15 protein-coding genes are annotated in these 18359 nt (G+C 71.5%); 5 read left to right on the forward strand and 10 right to left on the reverse strand.

Going from position 1 to position 18359, the window contains the following annotated elements; all coding sequences use genetic code 11:
- Window positions 1-24: 24 nt before the first annotated feature.
- The gene (locus tag ACFQQL_RS06025; protein ID WP_382392267.1) at window positions 25-1506 is read right to left on the reverse strand and encodes a lipopolysaccharide biosynthesis protein; all 1482 of its coding nucleotides are present in this window, start codon (window positions 1504-1506) and stop codon (window positions 25-27) included.
- 132 nt (window positions 1507-1638) lie between these two features.
- Between ACFQQL_RS06025 and ACFQQL_RS06030 the strand changes: the two genes are divergently transcribed.
- On the forward strand, window positions 1639-2328 hold the full coding sequence (locus ACFQQL_RS06030) for a sulfotransferase family 2 domain-containing protein (protein WP_382392269.1): 690 nt from the start codon (window positions 1639-1641) through the stop codon (window positions 2326-2328).
- Between the two features lie 36 nt (window positions 2329-2364).
- Here the strand turns inward: ACFQQL_RS06030 and ACFQQL_RS06035 are convergent, their stop codons facing one another.
- The 9 genes from ACFQQL_RS06035 to ACFQQL_RS06075 form a co-directional block, all read right to left on the reverse strand.
- Window positions 2365-3000 carry a GntR family transcriptional regulator gene (locus ACFQQL_RS06035; protein ID WP_382392271.1) on the reverse strand — a complete coding sequence of 212 codons (636 nt, stop codon included), beginning with the start codon at window positions 2998-3000 and terminating at the stop codon, window positions 2365-2367.
- 37 nt (window positions 3001-3037) lie between these two features.
- Entirely contained in the window at window positions 3038-4504 is a 1467-nt protein-coding gene (gene tcuA / locus ACFQQL_RS06040) for an FAD-dependent tricarballylate dehydrogenase TcuA (protein ID WP_382392273.1), read from the reverse strand.
- Complete coding sequence (locus ACFQQL_RS06045; RefSeq protein ID WP_382392274.1) at window positions 4485-5312, reverse strand: N-acyl homoserine lactonase family protein; 828 nt, start codon at window positions 5310-5312, stop codon at window positions 4485-4487. The genes tcuA and ACFQQL_RS06045 overlap by 20 nt, the downstream gene beginning before the upstream one ends.
- On the reverse strand, window positions 5309-6214 hold the full coding sequence (locus ACFQQL_RS06050) for an NAD(P)-dependent oxidoreductase (RefSeq protein ID WP_382392275.1): 906 nt from the start codon (window positions 6212-6214) through the stop codon (window positions 5309-5311). Before ACFQQL_RS06050 ends, ACFQQL_RS06045 begins: the two co-directional genes overlap by 4 nt.
- An 11-nt stretch (window positions 6215-6225) precedes the next feature.
- Window positions 6226-7725 (reverse strand): aldehyde dehydrogenase, encoded by a 1500-nt coding sequence (locus tag ACFQQL_RS06055; RefSeq protein WP_382392277.1) that lies wholly within the window; start codon window positions 7723-7725, stop codon window positions 6226-6228.
- Window positions 7722-8963, reverse strand: coding sequence for an alpha/beta fold hydrolase (locus ACFQQL_RS06060; RefSeq protein WP_382392279.1), 1242 nt, complete (start codon window positions 8961-8963; stop codon window positions 7722-7724). Before ACFQQL_RS06060 ends, ACFQQL_RS06055 begins: the two co-directional genes overlap by 4 nt.
- Window positions 8960-10312, reverse strand: coding sequence for an MFS transporter (locus ACFQQL_RS06065; RefSeq protein ID WP_382392281.1), 1353 nt, complete (start codon window positions 10310-10312; stop codon window positions 8960-8962). The genes ACFQQL_RS06060 and ACFQQL_RS06065 overlap by 4 nt, the downstream gene beginning before the upstream one ends.
- A 124-nt stretch (window positions 10313-10436) precedes the next feature.
- Entirely contained in the window at window positions 10437-12797 is a 2361-nt protein-coding gene (locus tag ACFQQL_RS06070) for a GH116 family glycosyl hydrolase (RefSeq protein WP_382392283.1), read from the reverse strand.
- A gap of 12 nt (window positions 12798-12809) precedes the next feature.
- The gene (locus ACFQQL_RS06075) at window positions 12810-13607 is read right to left on the reverse strand and encodes a DeoR/GlpR family DNA-binding transcription regulator (protein ID WP_382392285.1); all 798 of its coding nucleotides are present in this window, start codon (window positions 13605-13607) and stop codon (window positions 12810-12812) included.
- Window positions 13608-13721: 114 nt separating this feature from the next.
- On the opposite strand from ACFQQL_RS06075, the gene ACFQQL_RS06080 reads away from it, so the two are divergent.
- Genes ACFQQL_RS06080 through ACFQQL_RS06095 form a run of 4 tightly spaced genes read left to right on the forward strand, consistent with a single transcriptional unit; the run spans window position 13722 to window position 18292 of the window.
- The gene (locus ACFQQL_RS06080; protein ID WP_382392287.1) at window positions 13722-14657 is read left to right on the forward strand and encodes a carbohydrate kinase family protein; all 936 of its coding nucleotides are present in this window, start codon (window positions 13722-13724) and stop codon (window positions 14655-14657) included.
- The gene (locus ACFQQL_RS06085; protein WP_382392289.1) at window positions 14654-15544 is read left to right on the forward strand and encodes an aldolase; all 891 of its coding nucleotides are present in this window, start codon (window positions 14654-14656) and stop codon (window positions 15542-15544) included. The genes ACFQQL_RS06080 and ACFQQL_RS06085 overlap by 4 nt, the downstream gene beginning before the upstream one ends.
- Before the next feature lie 5 nt (window positions 15545-15549).
- On the forward strand, window positions 15550-16950 hold the full coding sequence (locus tag ACFQQL_RS06090) for an L-fucose/L-arabinose isomerase family protein (protein WP_382393790.1): 1401 nt from the start codon (window positions 15550-15552) through the stop codon (window positions 16948-16950).
- A gap of 37 nt (window positions 16951-16987) precedes the next feature.
- Window positions 16988-18292: an ABC transporter substrate-binding protein gene (locus tag ACFQQL_RS06095; protein ID WP_382392291.1), complete on the forward strand. Its 1305-nt coding sequence runs from the start codon at window positions 16988-16990 to the stop codon at window positions 18290-18292.
- The last annotated feature ends 67 nt before the right edge of the window (window positions 18293-18359 follow it).

Below are 18359 nucleotides of genomic sequence, written 5' to 3' on the forward strand. Positions count from 1 at the left end.
TGCCGGAACGCGACGGGCACAGCTTCAGTCGCGCGGCTTCGGCCCCTTGCGGGTCGAGTTGAGGACGCCCACTGCTTCCCTGAGCAGCGGTCTCGCGAGGATCAGCATGAGCACGGCGAGGCTGGCGGCGAAGACGACCCCGAGCAGAAGCAGGCGTGTCAACGCCGCCATGTCGCCCAGCATCAGCCGCACCGCGAACGTCGCGCCGGCGGCGAGCGCGACCGGAAGGGCAACTCGCGCGAAGGGCTTGACGTACGTCGGCCAGGCGATTCCGGCGTGCTTCTTCAGGGAGTAGAAGCGCATCGGCCAGAACAGCACCTGACGGGCGGACCGTGCCCACGGGACTGCGCCGACCCCGAACGGAACCGCAGCGAACAAGAGCAGTATGCCCATCCCCTGCCGGGTGAACGTCATACGGAAGCCGGGACCCGGCTTGTTCAGTGCGAGGAGGACCCCACGGTCATAGCGCGCGACGATCCCGATCGCCATGCCAGTGGCCAGGATGGTGAGGATCACGCCGCTGTCGGCCCACTTCTCACCCATCACCACGGTGAGGAGGTCGGGAGCCGCGCACGCGAGAAACGCGAACACGGGGAGGCTGGAGAGTGCAGTACCCAGTGTGACCATGCGGAACGCGCGCTCGACCTTCGCCGAGTCATGCTGGAGGCGAGAGAAGGTCGTGAAGCTCACCTTTCCGAACACGCCCGTGACAAGTTCCGCCACGATGTTCACGATCCTCAGCGCCATGAAGTAGTAGCCGAGCGCGGTGGATCCGAAGAACGTCCCGATGACGAAATTGTCCGTCTGGCGGCCGACAGCCAGGATGAGCTCGCCGGCGAGGGCCGTCGCACCGAAGGCCCACATGTCCTTCAGGCTCGCCAGCGAGAAGGCCATTCGTGGTCGCCAGTCCGACCTCACCCACAGGACCGCGGACGCGACCACCGCTGTTCCCAGGAGTTGCGCCACGAGCGCCCAGGCACCTCCGCCGAGGATGGCGACACCGACGGCGAGCGCACCGCCCGCGATGTTGCCGCTGAGCTGTCGAACCGCCAGTGCCCGGAAGGCGAAGGATCGCTCGAGGAGGGCGGCCGGCACTGACGAGCCGGCCATGATGACCACGCTGAGTCCGAGTGCTCGGATCAGCCAGGTCAACTGAGGTTCGTCGTAGGCGCTCGCAATCAGTGGTGCGCCGAAGAACAGCGCTGCGTAGACGACGGCCGCGAAGCCGAGTGCCGTCCAGAACGCCGTGTCGATGTCGACCGGGCTCAGACGGGCACGCTGCACGACCGTTCGCGAGAACCCCTGTTCGATCAACGCCGTCAGCACGGCGACGAAGACGTTGGCCAGCGCGATCACACCGAAGTCCTCCGGCGCGAGCACCCTGCCGAGAATGACGAAGACCACCATCGTGATCGTTCGACCGACCCACTTCTCCAGGACGACCCAACCTGTGGATCGGACCGCTGTGGACTTCACGTCCCGGGGAGTATCCACCGAACCTCGCATCCTGCAGAGTGCGATCGACCGTCGTGTGCAATCGACAGGGCCGACGGCACCTTACCCGAGGAGGCGTTGAGGTCCTGACGCGCGCCCGGCGGGCTCGGCAGCATGTCTTGAAGCCCCGGCTAGCATCCCTGCATGATTGTGTCCCACGAGTACAAGTTCATCTTCCTCAAGACCAGGAAGACCGCTGGTACGAGCGTCGAGATTGCTCTGTCTCGCTACTGCGGTCCGGACGATGTGATCACACCGATCGAACCCGAGGACCAGCTGATCCGAGAGCAAGCCGGTGCTCGTGGCCCGCAGAACTGCACCTTTCCGGTCCGTCGGTACGAGCTGCGTGACTGGGGCCGGTTGCTCCTCAAGCGCAGGCGACGCCGTGACGCCTATCACCACATGACCGCTGCGGAGGTGCGGCAGATGGTCGGGAAGCGTGTCTGGGACACGTACTACAAGTTCTCGATCGAACGGAATCCGTGGGACGCCGTCATCTCCGCCTACTACTGGCGTACCAGCCGTGGTCTGGAGATGACCCTCAGCGAGTTCGTGCGTTCGGAGCAGGTGCGCCACGTCGCCGGCAACTCGTCGGTGTACTCGATCGACGGGATGGTCCAGGCCGACCGCGTCTGTCGCTTCGAGGCGCTCCGTGAGGACCTCGAGGCGGTGCGTCAGGCCATCGGCCTGCCCGAGCAGCTCGATCTTCCCCGTGCGAAGGCCGGAACGCGCTCAGACCGCCGCGACTATCACGACGCTCTCTCCCCGGCCGATGCGGACGTTGTGGCCGAGCTCTTCGCGCCCACCATCGCGTCGATGGGCTATCGGTACTGACAGTGCCTCGGCCGCCCGGAACCTGGAGACCGCGACCTATGCCGGACCGACGTCGCTCTCCGCATACATCCGCAGCCTGACGTCCCGCGCACCCGTCATGTGCGCCTCGGCGATCCGATGCGCCAGGTCCGCGTCACGGGCGTCGATGGCGGCCAGCAGCTCCTCGTGCTCCCGCAACACCTCCGCCCAGCGGTCGCCGTGGGCGAGGGTGGTCGACGGGTAGCGGATCAGGTGCACGTTCAGCCGGTGCAGCAGATCCACGAGGGTGGGGCTGTGGCTGGCCTGCCAGATCGCCTCGTGGAACACCCGGTTGGTGTCCGCCCGCTCGACGGGGGAGTCACCCACGGCCGCCATGGACTCCTGCGCGGCCCGCAGCCGCACGCGGTCGAGGTCGGTGGCGCGCGTGGCGGCGAGCTTGGCGGCCGAGCTCTCCAGGGTGATGCGCACCTCGTAGATGTCGAGGATCTCCTCCGGCGAGGAGACCCGGACCCGCACGCCGCGCGAGGTGCGCTCGACGATCGCCTCGATCTCCAGCCGGTGCAGCGCCTCACGCACCGGCGTGCGGCTGGTGCCGAACCGGCGTGCGAGCGCCACCTCGCCGAGCGCCTCGCCGGGCGCCAGCTCGCCGCGCACGATCGCCTCACGAATGTGCTCGTAGACGCCCGTCGCCATGTGCCCCCTCTGCTTCCTCGTCTCCCGTCCGGCTCGCTCAGGCCACCGAGCCCGCCCGGCGCCCGAACACGATGCCCGCGGCGAGCCCGGAACCGCCAGGGTAGTTGCCGCTGAACAGCCCTCCGAGCGCTTCGCCGCAGGCCAGCAGCCCAGGGATGGGGGAGCCGTCCTCCCGCAGCACCCGGCCGTCGAGGTTTCCCTTGAGGCCACCGAAGGTGAAGGTGATCCCGCACGTGACCGGGTAGGCGTAGAAGGGCGGGGTCTCCAGGGCCGCGGCCCAGTTGGACTTCGGCGGCTCGACGGCGGCACGGCGCCCGTCCTTGATCGTCGGGTCGAACGTCCGGGACCGGTCGATCGCGGCGTTGAACTGCTCGACGGTCTCGGCGAACCGGTCCGCGTCGATGCCCAGTCGCTCACCGAGCTCGCGGGCGGATCCTGCCGTCACCTCACTGATGCCGGGCATCTCGTACTCCTCCGCCCGCAGGCTCGGGCGGAGCTCGGCGTCGAAGATCTGGTAGGCCACGGACCCGGGCTGCGCGAGGATCTCCCGGCCGTACTTGGCGTAGGTGTAGTTGCGGAAGTCGGCGCCCTCGTCGAGGAAGCGCTCGCCGCGGCGGTTGACGATGATCCCCAGCGGGTAGCTCTGCCGGGTGAGCCGGTTCGTCAGCTCGCGGTTGGACTCGTTCTGGGCGGTGAACGCGTCCCACTGGACGCTGTGCGCCGTCGACCAGTCCCCGCCGCGGGCGGCACCAAGCTCGAGCGCCGCCATGATCATGGCGCCGTCGTTGTTCGGCGTGCCGCGCACCTTCGCGTTCGCCCAGCCCGTGCCGAGGTGACGCTCGCGGAGCCCGGGATCGGCCTCGAAGCCGCCCGCCGCGATGACCACCGTCTCGGCGTACAGCTCGTGCTCGCCGTCGTGGTCGGTGTACGCCACGCCCACCACCGTCCCGCCGTCGGTGAGCAGCCGGTGCACCCGGGCGCCGTAGCGGACCTCCTCGCCGAGCCGACCGGCAACCGCGGTGTGGTCGGCGATGAGCCCCTCGCCACCGTCGACGTTGCCGACGTGCAGGCCTCCCCAGAACAGGTACGTCCCGTCCGGCCGGGTGTAGGCCTGCCGTTCGTACATCAGCCGGTAGCGCAGGCCGAGGCCGTGCAGCCAGCGCACGCCCTCGGCCGCCTCGGCCACCAGCGTGTCCGCCATGGCGGGGTCGGTCCGGCCCTCCGTCACCCGCTCGAGATCCGCGCGATACTCCTCGGCGGTGTACGGCGGCACCTCGGTCACGGCGTGCCGGTCGTCCGGCTCCACGAGATCGCGCAGATCCTCCAGGCCGGCGTGCGTCATCCGCGTCGCGCCGGCCGTGAAGTAGGAGTTCCCCCCGGCCACGTCCCGCTCGCCCCGCTCCAGCACGATCACCCGGCGCCCTCGCTCGGTGGCGGCGTGCGCGGCTGAGAAGCCTGCGTTGCCGCCCCCGACGACGATGACGTCAGCGCTGGTACGGGGCATGGGTGACTCCTTCGGTCGGGGTGGTTGCGGTCAGGTCGACGACGAGGCCGTCGGTGCCGGCGACGACCGGGTGACGGCCCGGGACGCCGGGGTCGTGGCCGGGGACGATGACGCCGTCCAGGCCGGCGAGGTCGTGCAGCCGGTCGAAAGCCGTGTACATGTCGGGCAGGTGGCACACCACGCCGTACGGCTTGTCCTGCTCGACGTTCGCGTAGAAGTGGCTCGCGTCGGAGGCGAGCACGACGACGCCTCCGTCCGTCACGACCCGCACCACCTGCATCCCCGGCGTGTGCCCGCCCACGTGATGCAGCGTGATCGCGTCCGTCAGCGTGGCGTCGCCGTCGAGGAGGTGCGCGCGGCCGTCGGCGACCAGCGTGTCCAGCGCCCGCAGGTCGGGCGGGTGGCGCAGGTGGTCGAACGCGCCCCGGTCCGCCATCGGCGAGGACCAGAAGCTCACCTCGGCGCGCTGCACCCACACCTGGGCCTGCGGGTAGGCGGTGAGGAAACCGGTGTGGTCGTAGTGCAGGTGCGTGAGCACCAGGTCGGTCACGTCCGTCGGCCGCCGGCCCACCCGCGCCAGGAGCTCCGGCGGCGACTCGAGGTACGGCCGGTCCCCGCGCGCCGCGGCCGTCTCGGGAGTGAACCCCGCGTCGACCACCACGGTGCGGTCGCCGTCCAGCACCACCCAGGTGAAGTAGTCGATCGGCCAGGGGTCCGTGCAGCAGTCCGGATGACCGTAGAAGTGCTCGCCGCGCACCGACGCCGTGCGGTAGGCGTATCGCAGCGCGAAGACCCCGCGCGCCGTCACGTCTCGTCCATCTCGAACGTCAGGGGCTGCCCGCCCCACTCCTCCCAGAGGCGCGCCACCGCCGCGTAGTCCTCCCGGCCGTGGCCCGCCGCGAGCGCCAGGTCGTAGACGCTCTGCGCCGCCTGGGTCGCGAAGAGCGGGGTGCCGGACAGCTGGGCCATCGCCAGCGCCAGCGTGGAGTCCTTCCGGGCCGCCTCGAGCGGCATGCCGCCGTCGAAGTCGCCGTTCGCGACGCGCTCCATCACCCGGTGGGTGAGGGGACGGATCAGGCCGCCGTCGGGCCGCTCCAGCATGGCGGCGATGTCCGCCAGGTCCAGGCCCTGCGCCCGGGACATCGCGAAGGCCTCGACGAGCACCACCATGACGGCGTGCGCCACACCGTTGTTGACGACCTTGGCCGCCATGCCCGCGCCGAGCTCGCCGAAGCGTGACCAGCCGGCTCCGCCGAGCGCGTCGAGCACGTCCGTCGAGGCCTCGATGTCTGCCTGGTCGCCGCCGACCAGCAGCGTCGCCCGGCCGGTCTCCATCTGCCCGACGCCGGAGAGGATCGCCGCGTCCACCACCCGCGCGCCGACGGGCTCGAGGATCCTCGCCCACTCGCGCACGTCGCTGGGCAGCACGGTCGAGGTCTCGACGACGACGGTGCCCGGCGAGAGTCGCGGCGCCAGCTCCCGCAGCACCGACCGGGACACGGCCGGGTTGGGCAGCGAGAGCACCAGCGTGTCGCAGCCCGCCAGCTCGTCGAGCTCCTCGGTGGTGCGCACGCCCGGCCGTTCACCGCCCATCGCCCGCCGCTCGGCGCTGATGTCGTAGGCCAGGACCTGGTGCGCCGCGCCGAGCCGGCCGGCGACCGGCAGACCCATCTGGCCGAGCCCGCACAGGGCGACCGGGGTGGTGGTCATCAGTTCCTCCGTCATGCCTTGATCGCGAACGGGTCTCGGACCTCGTCGGAGAGGTCGATGAGGACGTTCTTGGTCTGCAGGTACTCGTCGAGGGCCTCGACGCCGCGCTCGCGGCCGTGTCCGGACCTCTTGGTGCCGCCGAACGGCGCCTGCGCGGCGCTGTACCGGTAGGTGTTCACCCACACCGTGCCCGCCACGAGCTCGCGCGCCACGCGGTGGACGCGGGAGACGTCCGAGGTCCAGATGCCGCTCGCGAGGCCGTACGGCGTGCCGTTGGCGAGGGCGACGGCCTCCTCCTCGTCGGCGAAGGGGTGCGTGGCCAGCACTGGCCCGAACACCTCCTGCTGGGCCAGGTCGGACTGCGGGGCGACGCCCGCGAAGACCGTGGGCTGGACGAAGCAGCCCGCGGAGAGGGCAGCGTCGTCGGGCCGGCCGCCGCCGGCCAGGAGGGTGGCGCCATCGGAGCGGGCCTGCTCGATACGGGCGAGGATGCGGTCCCGTTGCGCCTCGCTGGCGACCGGGCCCATCTGGGTCGCCTCCGCCGTCGGGTCGCCGAGGACGATCCCCCGGGCGGTCTCGGCGACCCGCTCGACGAACGCGTCGTGGATGCTCTCGTGCACCAGCAGGCGGCTGCCCGCGATGCACGTCTGGCCGCCGGCGGCGAAGATCCCCGCCACCGCCCCCGGGAGCGCCCGCTCGAGGTCGGCGTCGTCGAAGACGATGTTCGCCGACTTCCCACCGAGCTCGAGCGTGACGGGCACGAGGGTCTCGGTGGCTGCGCGCTGGATCGCCTGCCCGACCTCCACCGAGCCGGTGAAGCTGATCCGCCCCAGCCGCGGGTCGGCGGTCAGTGCCCTGCCGGCCTCGGGGCCGCCGGTGACGATGTTGACCACCCCGGGCGGGAAGCCGGCCTCGGCGACCAGCTCGGCCAGCCGCAGCGTGGTCATCGGGGCGATCTCGCTGGGCTTGACCACCACGGTGCAGCCGGCCGCCAGCGCCGGGGCGAGCTTGTTGGCCAGCAGCTGCATCGGGGAGTTCCACGCGGTGATGAGCGCGGCGACGCCGACCGGTTCGCGGGTGGTGTAGTCGAACGTCTCCCACGAGTCGAGCGGCACGGTCCGGCCGTGGATCTTGTCGGCCAGTCCTGCGAAGAAGCGGTAGTTGCGGGCGGCGAACCGCGCCTGGGTACGAGTCTCGCGCAGGAGCTTGCCGTTGTCGGAGGTCTCCAGCCGGGCCAGGTCCTCGGCGTCGCGCTCGATGAGGTCGGCCAGGGCGTGCATGAGCCGGGCGCGCTCGGCGCCCGAGGTGCGCCGCCAGGTGCGGAAGGCGTCCCGTGCGGCGCCGACGGCGTCACCCACCGCGGCGGGGCTCGCGTCGGCGATGCGGCCGAGCTCGCGGCCGTCGACCGGGCTGGTGACCGTCAGGGCCCGGGCGGGGTCGACCTCCGGCCGGGCTCCACCGATCAGCATCCTGGTGTCCGTGCTGCGGCCGGTGCTGCTGTCGGGGCTCATGCTCCACCTCCGATGTGCTCGAGTGCGCGGGCGAGATGCGGGGCGAACGCCACCGGGTTCTCGCAGATCGGGAAGTGTCCGAGACCGGTCATCGGCCAGAACACCGCGCCGGGGATCCGCGCGGCCGTCCGCTCGGACATTGCGGGCGTGCAGGAGTAGTCGTACTCGCCCGTCATCATGACCACCGGGCAGGTGGATGTGTCGATCCGGGCAACCTTGTCCGTGCCGTCCCAGTCGCCGCTGTAGAAGTCGATGTCCCCGGCGAAGGTGCCGGCGCCACCCTGGGAGTAGGTCCACAGGATGTCCTCGCGGCAGGAGCGCGGGCTCCGCGGCCCGATCAGCCCGGCGATCCACTCCGGGACGAAGGTCGCGGAGTCGACTCGCGGGTCGCGCGCCCACGGCGTGGTCCGGCCGGGTACCCGCTCGCTCGCCTCGCACGCGATGACGCCCGCGAACGTCTCCGGGGCGCGGTACGCCATCTCCAGGCAGATCTCCCCGGCCATCGACGCACCGAGCAGCACCGGGTGGCGTAGGCCCAGGGCCGCGACGACGGCGAGGATGACGTCGCCGTAGCGGCGCGTGGTCAGCGTCCAGGAGCCGAGCGGCCCGGGGAGCCGGCCGGAGCCGCCGTGGCCAGGCAGGTCGAAGGAGATGACCTCGTGGCCGGCGGTCAGTCGCGGGTCGGACATGAGGGCGTGCGCCTGCCGCGCGTCCGCTCCCGCGGTGTGCAGCACCAGCACGGGCGCGCCCGTCCCGGCGCGGGCCACGTGCAGGTCCACCGGCGCGCCCTCGACGGTGACCCGGACATAGTGCTCGCGGATGCCGGACCGGTCGAGCACGGGCTCCGGGTCCAGCGGCGCCGGTCCGTGCAGCAGCTCCCGCCCGAGCTCGAGGAACCGGTGCACGATCCGGGCGTGCTGGGCGTAGGCGCGCTCGTCGCCCACGATCTCGGTCCCGGGCACGCGCATGCGCATGGCCAGGACGTGGTGGTACGTCGGCGGCGGCTCTGCCGTGAAGAACCGGGACCACGCCTCCGGGGTCGCGACGAGCTCGAAGGCCGCCGGCCCGTCGGCCGGTTCACACCCGCCGTCGGCGCAGCGCACGACGGCGCGTGCGGCACCGCACCGGACCGCGAACGTCACGTCGGCGGCGCGGGCGGCGACGGCGAGCTCGGCGTCGCCGGCGCCGTGCGCTGCCCAGGTGGCGACGTCGTCGAACGGGGGGACGGTGGCCGTCACGCGGCGTCCCCGGCGCGGGCCGGCGCCACGACCTTGTCGCCCTCCAAGCGTCGGCCAGGGCTCGTCGCGACCCAGACGGCGGCGAAGGTGAGCACCGAGGCGAGGATGATGTACGGCGGGATGGCGACCGCGGCGCCGGCGCCCGTCGCGAGCAGCGCGGTGAGGATGAGCGGGGCGAAGCCGCCGCCGAAGATCGCGCCGATCTGGTAGCCGAGCGACGCGGCGCTGTACCGGACCTCGGGTGAGAAGAGCTCGGCGAAGAGCGTCGCCATCGGGCCGTACATGAGCGGGTGGATGAGGGAGAGGCCGAGGATCGTGGTCAGCGCGAGCACGACGGGGGAGTGCGACGCCTCGTTGATGAGGAAGAACGGGTAGGCGTACAGCGCGAGCAGCACGGCACCGGTGAGGAACACCTTCCGGCGGCCGAGCTTGTCGGACAGCGCAGCGGCGAGCGGGGTGGTGACCAGCTCGATGGCGCCGGCGATCGCGACGATCGTCAGGGCGACGGGCCGGGCGATCCCCAGGCTGGTGGTGGCGTACGTGAGCAGGAACGTCGCGAACAGGTAGAAGTTCACGAACGGCGCCAGGCAGGTGGCGATCGCCAGCAGGATGTTCAGCGGATGGCGCCGGATGGCGTCGACGAGCGGTAGGGAGGACTTGGTGCCGGCGTCCTCGACAGCCGCGAACGCCGGGCTCTCGACCACCTTGAGCCGGATGAACAGGCCGATGACCACCAGCAGCGCGCTGAAGAGGAACGGCAGACGCCACCCCCAGGCGACGAACTGCTCGTCCGGCATGAGCGAGGCCAGCCCGAAGACGACGGTCGACAGCACCAGCCCGGCGGGTGACCCGGCCTGCGTCCAGCTGCCCGCGAGGCCACGCCGGCCCTCCTCCTCGTGCTCGACGGACATCAGCACGGCTCCGCCCCATTCGCCGCCGACCGAGAATCCCTGGAGCAGGCGGAGCAGGATGAGGAGCACCGGCGCGGCGACGCCGATCACCCCGTACGTGGGCAGCAGTCCGATGAGGAACGTCGCGATGCCCATGCCCATGAGGCTCCAGATGAGCATCCGCTTGCGGCCGATGCGGTCCCCGAAGTGGCCGAAGACGATGCCGCCGATCGGGCGGGCGAGGAAGCCGGCGGCGAAGGTGCCGAAGGAGGCGATCGTGCCGACGATGGGGTCGAAGTCGGGGAAGAAGAGCCGGTTGAAGACCAGGGCCGAGGCGGTGCCGTAGAGGTAGAAGTCGTACCACTCGATCGCGGTGCCGATGAACGCGGCGCGGACCACACGCCGTCGCATCTGCCGGGTTCCGACCGCGGTGCCCGCGATCTGGGAGTCGTTCGTCATCGTCGACCTTCCTGCGGCGACCACGCCGCTGAGTCCGTTGCCACGGTGCACTGTACGCGAATGTATACAGATGTCTACCGAGCGACGGGGGCACGCGCGAGCTCGAGCCGGCGGGAACGGTCGATCAGGCTCGGCCGCCGGTCCGGGTTGACCTCGTCCGCCGACCGAGCCACCAGATGGCCAGGGGGCGCATGTTCAGCGGGGCGCGGAACCGTCCGTCCCGGTCCACCGAGGCGGGGGTGCGGAACTGCAGGCCGGTGCCCCCGTAGAGCACGTCACGCAGGCTGTCGGCAACGTCGTCCGCCTCAGCGGCGAGCCCGGCGTGGCGGAGCATGGCGGCGAACATCCAGCCGGACCCCACCAGGACCTCGTTCACCTGAAGCTCTTCGCCGCCGTCACGTTCGTACCGGTGCAGGTCTCGTTCCCCGATCAGCAAGGGGCCGACGCGGCCGTCGTCGTAGCCGACGTGACAGATCTCGTAGGCCGCCCGCAGGTGGGAACGGATCTGCTCGGCCGGGACACCGTGCGGTGCGCCGCAGATGTCGGCGTAGAACAGGCCCCAGGTGGAGTCGGGCATCACCGCCTCGGTGTACTTGCCCACGGTCGCGGCCCGGAAGAACTCACCGTTCCACAGCTCGTCGAGCACGGTGACCGCGGCCGCGCGGCGTGCGTCGTAGGTCGCCGCGTCCTGTCCTCTCCGGTCGGCCTCGTGGCTGAGCACGGCCCACATCGCGGCGTACAGCGCAGCCGCGTACGTCGAGTGGCCTCGGAGGGCGAGGTTGTCCCAGGTCGAGTCCCCGAACTCGTCGTGCCGCGGTACGGGCCCGAGCGTCGCGAGCGATTCGGCTGCGTGGCACAGGCGCCGCCAGCTCCGCTCGGTCAGCGTCGAACCGGTGAGGCGGGTGTGCGTCAGGCGCGCGAGCACATGTGCCGGGGTGGCGTCGCGCCACGTGTTCGGGTCGTCCCGCATGACGTAGCCGTTGAGACGCACGAACGGGTCCTCGGGAGCGCTTCCGAGGTCATGCGGCAGACGGTTGGCGTGAAGCATCGGCCGCGTCTCGGCGACGCGGTACACCGGACGCTCCCGGAGGTCCGATGCGGCGAGGGCATCCTCGAGGTCGGCGAAGACCAGGTCCCCGAGACGCGGCCACGCCGTGGTCAGCGCCGGGAAGGCGTAGTGCCAGAGGTCCGTGGTGTCGTAGTAGAAGTAGCCGTCGTCGAAGCCCTCGAGCAGCCCGAGGTGTTCGTCCCGTTCGAGCGGCCCGTCCGCCGCCGGGCTGGCGCCCTCGACCCATGCGGTGCCCAGGGCCGTCGTGAGTCCCAGCTCGTTGATGACGCACCCGGCCACACTGTCCGACCAGCCGAGGCGGGTCAGGTCCTGGAGCGTCTCCTGATGCCAGGAGTCGAGCCGGGTGAGCCAGCTGTCGGCCTCCCGATGGGCCCGCTCGGACATGGCCGTGGCGGAGGTCCGCCCCGGCGCCGCCTTGTACGGACGCCGCCAGGCGCGGCCGGAGCCGAACGTCACCTCGGGCCAGTCCATCGCCAGGACGAACCTGACTCGGGCGCTGCGGCGGCCCGGGTCCAGGTGCGCGGCCACCGCTGACCCGACGGGCTCGTGCCAGTGTGCCGGCCAGCTGCCGTCCGGCGTCGCGGCGAGGCGCCCGGTCGTGGCGAAGGCGTGCCGGACCGCACCGAGGGTGAACGCCTGCTCGTGGTCTGGAACGCCGGTCGCGTTCTGGTCGGTCTTGTACTGCAGCTGGCGGCTGAATCCATCGGCCTCTCCCGTGACGCTGAGGCAGGTCTCGGGCGCAGCCCGGCCGGGCAGCATCTCCCGCGACTGCAGGACCGCCATGCCGCCGGTGTCGAGCGAGACGGCCCGGTTGACGTTGCCCGCATGGTGATGGCCTGGCCAGGCCCGGTCGCCGCGGTCGTCCGTGGTCACCCACGACGGGCGCCAGCCGCCGAGGTTCGGCCAGAACATGGCCACGTCCACCGTGGGGAGCGTCCCGGAGACGGCTTCGAGGTGCACGTCGAGGACGACGACAGGTAGGCCCGCGACCTCCTCGTCCCCGGGGATGACGGGTGAGAAGGCGGACAGCGTCACGACGAACGGGAGCTCGGCCGACGCGAAGCGCTCGTGCGTGACGGGGAAGAGCGTCGCGACCTCGTGGGAGCCGCCCACCTCCGCCCGGAGCACCCGGTGATGGTGTGTGCCGCCGGTCTCGTGATGCACCGCCAGGAAAGCGGGATCCACGTCCTCGACGAGGTGCGTGCCAGGGTGCAGGTGCCAGCGGTTGAACCGACCCGTCAGATCGCGGGAGAACGCCGGGCCGCCGAGCGGTCCCAGGAACATGCCGTGACCGGGACCGTCGTCGTGGCTGCGGTGCTTGGCCACGAACGCGGTGGACGGGACCCGGGTGGTGGTGAACCCGTACCGGCGGGCGCGGTCCCAGCGTGCTGCGACGGCGGAACGGTCAGTGGACATCGTCGTCTCTCGTCAGTCGGATGGATCGGTGCTCAGCACCGTGACCCCGGCTTCGTCGAAGACCCGTGCCAGCGAGGGGTCGAGCGGGCGATCGGTGACCAGGGTGTCGATCTGATCGAGCACGCCGAGGCGCACCGGAGCGGCGGCCGTGAACTTGGTGTGGTCGGCCATCAGCACGACGCGGTCCGCACTGCTGATGAGCGCCTGCTTGGTCGGACGCTCGAGGTCGGTCGCGACGAAAGTCCCGGAGGGCCGTACGGCTGCGGCGCCGAGGAGCAGCACGTCGGCGTGCAGGCCCGCGAGAGCATCGATCGTCTGTTGGCCGATGAAGGCCTGGCTGGCCGCGAGCAGCTCGCCGCCCAGGCCGATGACCTGGGCGTCGGACAGGCTGAGCGCGTGCTGGAGCACCGGTACCGAGTGGCTGATCACGCAACCGTCGAAGGTGCGCGGCAATGCGGCCGCGGCCTCGAACGTCGTGGTCCCGGCGTCGATCGCCACGGTCGAGCCCGGCTCGACGAGCTCCACTGCCCGGCGCGCCATGCGTCGCTTGGCCTCACGGGCCTGGGCGCCGCGGCTCGTGAAGTCGGCGGTGCGCAACGTTCCGTGGAGCAGGCTTGCGCCCCCGTGCACGACGCGCAGCTCCCCGGCCTCGGCAAGCCGGCGAAGATCACGGCGGACGGTCATGTCGGACACGTCGAGCAGCCCCGCCAGGTGTGTGACCGACTGGAATCCGTGGATCTGCAGCAACCGCATGATCTCGGCACGCCGTGCGGTCGCTGCGCTCGCTCGGGACGGCTGGGACGCGCCCATCTCCGTGCCACCTCCTTCGTGAGTGTTGTAGCGCGATCATATCGGTGTTGACTATCGAACAGATCAGTGTTTACTAGGCACCAGCGTGAATCCCAGAGCAGCACGGGAGTCCACATGACCACGGCTACGAGGCCCAGGCTGGTCTTCGCCGGTGCGATCACCATCGACGCGATCGCCCTCGTCGGGTCGTTCCCCATGCCCGACTCGCGGCAGGTGGCCCACCAGCTCGCCTACGCCGGGGGAGGCCCCGCCGCCACGGCGGCCGTTGCCGCGGCGCGCCTGGGCGCCGACGTCGCGATGGTCGGCGCGGTGGGCCAGGACGAGGAGGGCGAGCGGGCGGTGGCCGCGCTCCGGGCAGAGGGCATCGACCCGAGCGGTGTGGCGGCCGTGCGCGGCCGGCGGACCGGCGCGAGCGTCATCCTCGTCGACGCCGGGCGCGGCACCCGCGCCATCGCCACCCGCCCTGTCCCCGACCTGGAGCTCGGCGACACCGGCGCCCGGCTGATCGACGCTGCCGAGTGGGTCCACGCCGACCATCTCGGATGGCGATCGGTGCACGACCACCTCGCCCGGACCACCGCGAAGACCCGGCTCTCGGTCGACGGGGGCAACCCCATCGCCGGGTTCACGGCCACCGGTGCGGACCTCTACGTGCCAACCGTGGCGGCCCTCGAGGAACGGTTCGGCGTGCTGTCCGTCGACGACCTGCTCGTCCGTGCCGTCGGCGACGGCGCCCGTGTCGTCGTCGCCACCCGAGGCGCTGCCGGCTCCATCGCTCTCGACGCCGAGGGAGCTCGGCACGAGGCGCCGGGGCACCCCGTCGACGTCATCAGCACGCTCGGCGCCGGCGACGTCTTCCACGGCGCGCTGCTGGCAGCGCTCGCCGGTGGGCTCCCCATCAGCGCCGCCCTGCCCTACGCCAACGTGGCCGCCGCGCTCTCGTGCCGCGGCCTCGACGGCCGGTCCGCCATCCCGACAGACGCCGAGGTGCGCGCCGTCCTCGACGGTCCCGCACCCGCACCACCCAGACCCGCCGAGGAGGCCCGATGAGCACGGCGACGCCGGTGCCCGACCCGCCTGACCTGTCCGCGCTCCAGCGTCCGTCCGGTGCCTACGCCATGCTGGCCGTCGACCAGCGTGAGGCCATGCGCACCATGTTCGCCGCACACCAGGACGACCCGGTGCGCGACGAGCAGGTCACGGCGTTCAAGCTCGCCGCAACCCGCATCCTCACCCCGTACGCCTCGGCGGTCCTCGTCGACCGGCAGTTCGCGTGGGACGCCGTCGTCTCCGACGGAGCGGTCGCCGAAGGGTGCGGCCTGATCGCCGCCGCGGACCACTTCGTGTCGGCGCACGGAGAGCTCGTCGGTGAGGTGACCATCGATCGTGACGTGGTACCGGAGACCGTCAAGCGGCAGGGCGCCGTCGCGATGAAGCTCCTCGTGCTCTACCGACCGGACGGGGGCAGTGACGAGCGCATCGCCATGGTCGAGCAGTTCGTCGACAGCTGCCGGCGCGCCGGCCTCGTCAGCATCATCGAGCCCGTATCGCGCCCACCGCTCGACGGGAGGCGCTGGGACTGGGACGAGGGAGTCCTCGCCGCCGCTCGGGAGCTCGGCGACCGTGGCGCCGACCTGTACAAGGCCGAGGTGCCCCTCCGCGGGCAGGGTGAGGTGGACGAGATCCGCCGGCGCTGCGCCGCGATCACCGAGACGGTCGCCTCCCCCTGGGTCGTCCTGTCCAGCGGCGTCGCCGAGTCCACCTTTCCCACGGCCGTCGAGATCGCCTGCCGCGCAGGTGCCTCCGGCTTCCTCGCCGGCAGAGCCGTCTGGGCGTCCTGCATCGGCGTGCAGGACGTGGAGGCCGAGCTGCACACCTCCGCCGTCCGCCGCCTGCAGCACCTGTGCGACGTCGTCGACACCACCGTGGGGTCGTGAGACCGATGCGCGTCGCCGTCATCCCGACCGCACGACCCACGTTCGTCGTGGACGTCGCCCGTGCCCGGGCCGATGCCGCCCGGGACGCGCTGCGCACCCTCGGCGCCGACGTGGTCGGTCCCGAGGAGCTCGTCATGACGCCGGAGGACGTCGAGAACGCCGCGACCCACCTCGGTGCGGAGGTGGACCTCGTCGTGAACGTCTGCGCGTCGTTCTCCGACGCGAGCCCGGCCCTGCGGCTCTACACCGGTCTCGATCGCCCGGTGCTCCTCTGGGCGTTCCGCGAGCCCGGCCCGGTCGGCGACCGGCTCTGGCTGAACTCGATGTGCGGGGCCAACCTCTTCGGGCACGCGCTCCGCCGCGCGGGGGCTGAGGTGCGCCTCGTCTACGGCGACCCGGACGAGCCCGAGGTGCGGCAGGTGCTCGCACGTGCCCTGCGGGATGAGCTCGCGCCGGCCCCCGCGCTGCCGACCGGCCGCCGGGAACGCGCGGACGCCCGGGCCGTGCGAGCCGCCCTCGACACCCTGCGCGGTCGCAGCATCGGCACCGTCGGAGACGCGCCACCGGGGTTCACGCCCAGCGAGTACGACCCCGAGGTGCTCGACAGGCTCTTCGGCCTCCGTGTCGAACCGATCACCATCGAGGAGACGTTCGACCGCGTGCGCGACGTCCCGGCGGACCACAGCCGAGGTGAGCTCGAGGACGTCACCGCGGCGCGCCCGAGCCTGGCTGACCTCGACCCGGAGGAGGTGCGTCGGCACGCCGCCGTCACGACCGCCCTGCGGGACCACGCCAGCGAGCGCGCGGTGGACGCCCTGGCGGTGCGGTGCTGGCCCGAGTTCCCTACCCGGCTCGGCGTCTGCCCGTGCTCCTCGCTCTCCCGCCTGGCCGACGAAGGGCTCCCCACGCAGTGCGAGCGGGACGTCTACGGAGCAGCCACGATGCTGCTGCTGGACGCCCTCGGTGCCGGCACCACCTACCTGGTGGACACGGTCGATCTCGACGCCCCGCAGAACATCGTCCGGCTGTGGCACTGCGGCTCGGCGGCGACCGCGCTTGCTGCCGACCCCGACGACGCCACCCAGTTCGTGCACTGCAACCGCAAGATCGGCGTCGCCGGCAACTTCCCTCTCAAGACCGGGCGCGTGGTCATGGCCCGGCTCACCGAGGACCTGTCCCGGCGCGGTGGTCTCCGCCTGCTCGTCGCCTCCGGCGAGTCGGTGCCCGCGCCCAACAGGTTCCAGGGCAACACCGCGGCCGTCCGCCTGGACGCGGACGCCACCGATTTCGTCCACGGCCTCGTCACCGGCGGCTTCCCGCACCACACCGTCCTCGCCTGGGCGGACGTGCGACCGCAGCTGCGCACTGCCGCGGACCTGCTCGACATCCCTGTCATCGAATGGTGAACAGACCCGACCGACCAGCGTTCGAGGGAGAACCACGATGAACCGCACCCCTGCACACCTGCCCCGCCGCTCCGCGCTCCACCTCTTCGGGATCGGCGGGCTGGCCGCCGTCGCCTCCGCCTGCGCCGGACCGGGCTCCGGCAGTGGCGGCGACACGTCCGACGAAGGCCTGGCCACCGACGGTCCCGTCGAGGGCGACGTCTCGTTCGCGCACTGGCGCGCGGAGGACCAGCAGGTCTTCGCCGACCTCATCTCCGCCTTCACCTCCGAGCACCCCGAGGTGAGCATCAACCAGGAGATCTCTCCGTCGAACGACTACCAGACCACGGCGCTCCAGCGGATCCGAGGTGGGAACATCGGCGACCTCTTCGTGGCGTTCCCCGGCGCGCAGTTCGTCGACATGGTCAGCGCCGGCCTCTACGCCGACCTCTCCGACACCGATGTGGTCGGCCGGTACGAGGCCGACCTGATCAGTGCCGGCTCCCAGGACGGCGTGCAGTACGGGCTGCCCTACCAGTACGTCTTCAACCAGCCCGTCTCGAACCTCGACGTGCTCGAGTCGGCGGGAGTCACAGAGGCCCCGGAGGACTGGGACGGGTGGCTCGCCATGTGCGAGGCGGTGCTCGCCGCGGGCAAGGTGCCCATGGCCTGGCCCGGCGGCGAGATCGGCAACGCCGGCCACCTGTTCAACGCCATGGTGATGAACAACGCGCCCAGTGACGACATGTGCGCCAAGATCGAGTCCGGTGAGTACAGGTGCACGGACGACTGGTTCCTCACGACCCTCGGCCAGTACGCCGAGCTGCGACCCTACTTCCAGGACAACCCGACCGGCACGGCCGTCGAGCCCGCCGAGCAGATGTTCGCCCAGGGTGAGGCGGCTCTCCTGGTGACCGGCTCGTTCCACATGGCGGCCGTGCGCCAGCTCGGCGGTGAGTTCCCCATGGGCATGATGGCGCCGATCACCGTCCCGGCCGACGAGGCCCGGTACGAGGGCATCTCGAACGCGACCTTCATCCTCGGCGTCAACACCGCGTCCGACAACCAGGCCGCCGCCTACGAGTTCCTGAGCTTCCTCTCGGACCCGGCCAACGCGACGACGTACGCCAACGGCACCGCCCAGCACGTCACGGTCGCCGACGTCGAGTACGACGACGCCGACCTCGCCGCCACCTCCGAGTGGCTCGACAGGACGACGCTGCTCGCACCGCGATTCCAGTTCGTCGATCTCGACATCCGTAACGCGGCCGAGCAGGCGTGCATCGACGTCGTCGGCGGCTCGAGCCCCGACCAGGCCGCCGAGCAGGCGCAGCGCGTCATCGACCAGCGGATCGAGAGCTGACCACCGACGACGTCCCCGCGCGGCCGGGACCGACCGGAAGGCCGGCCGGGCGCGTGGACGAGGAGCA

It is taken from the genome of Georgenia alba (assembly GCF_042665525.1).
Classification (GTDB): Bacteria; Actinomycetota; Actinomycetes; order Actinomycetales; family Actinomycetaceae; genus Allobogoriella; species Allobogoriella alba.

Bases quoted from the DNA above. Each gene is read 5' to 3' on its own strand.
- ACFQQL_RS06025 (WP_382392267.1), bottom strand. From the start codon at position 1,506: ATGCGAGGTTCGGTGGATACTCCCCGGGACGTGAAGTCCACAGCGGTC.
- ACFQQL_RS06030 (WP_382392269.1), top strand. From the start codon at position 1,639: ATGATTGTGTCCCACGAGTACAAGTTCATCTTCCTCAAGACCAGGAAG.
- ACFQQL_RS06035 (WP_382392271.1), bottom strand. From the start codon at position 3,000: ATGGCGACGGGCGTCTACGAGCACATTCGTGAGGCGATCGTGCGCGGC.
- tcuA (WP_382392273.1), bottom strand. From the start codon at position 4,504: ATGCCCCGTACCAGCGCTGACGTCATCGTCGTCGGGGGCGGCAACGCA.
- ACFQQL_RS06050 (WP_382392275.1), bottom strand. From the start codon at position 6,214: ATGACCACCACCCCGGTCGCCCTGTGCGGGCTCGGCCAGATGGGTCTG.
- ACFQQL_RS06055 (WP_382392277.1), bottom strand. From the start codon at position 7,725: ATGAGCCCCGACAGCAGCACCGGCCGCAGCACGGACACCAGGATGCTG.
- ACFQQL_RS06065 (WP_382392281.1), bottom strand. From the start codon at position 10,312: ATGACGAACGACTCCCAGATCGCGGGCACCGCGGTCGGAACCCGGCAG.
- ACFQQL_RS06070 (WP_382392283.1), bottom strand. From the start codon at position 12,797: ATGTCCACTGACCGTTCCGCCGTCGCAGCACGCTGGGACCGCGCCCGC.
- ACFQQL_RS06075 (WP_382392285.1), bottom strand. From the start codon at position 13,607: ATGGGCGCGTCCCAGCCGTCCCGAGCGAGCGCAGCGACCGCACGGCGT.
- ACFQQL_RS06080 (WP_382392287.1), top strand. From the start codon at position 13,722: ATGACCACGGCTACGAGGCCCAGGCTGGTCTTCGCCGGTGCGATCACC.
- ACFQQL_RS06085 (WP_382392289.1), top strand. From the start codon at position 14,654: ATGAGCACGGCGACGCCGGTGCCCGACCCGCCTGACCTGTCCGCGCTC.
- ACFQQL_RS06090 (WP_382393790.1), top strand. From the start codon at position 15,550: ATGCGCGTCGCCGTCATCCCGACCGCACGACCCACGTTCGTCGTGGAC.
- ACFQQL_RS06095 (WP_382392291.1), top strand. From the start codon at position 16,988: ATGAACCGCACCCCTGCACACCTGCCCCGCCGCTCCGCGCTCCACCTC.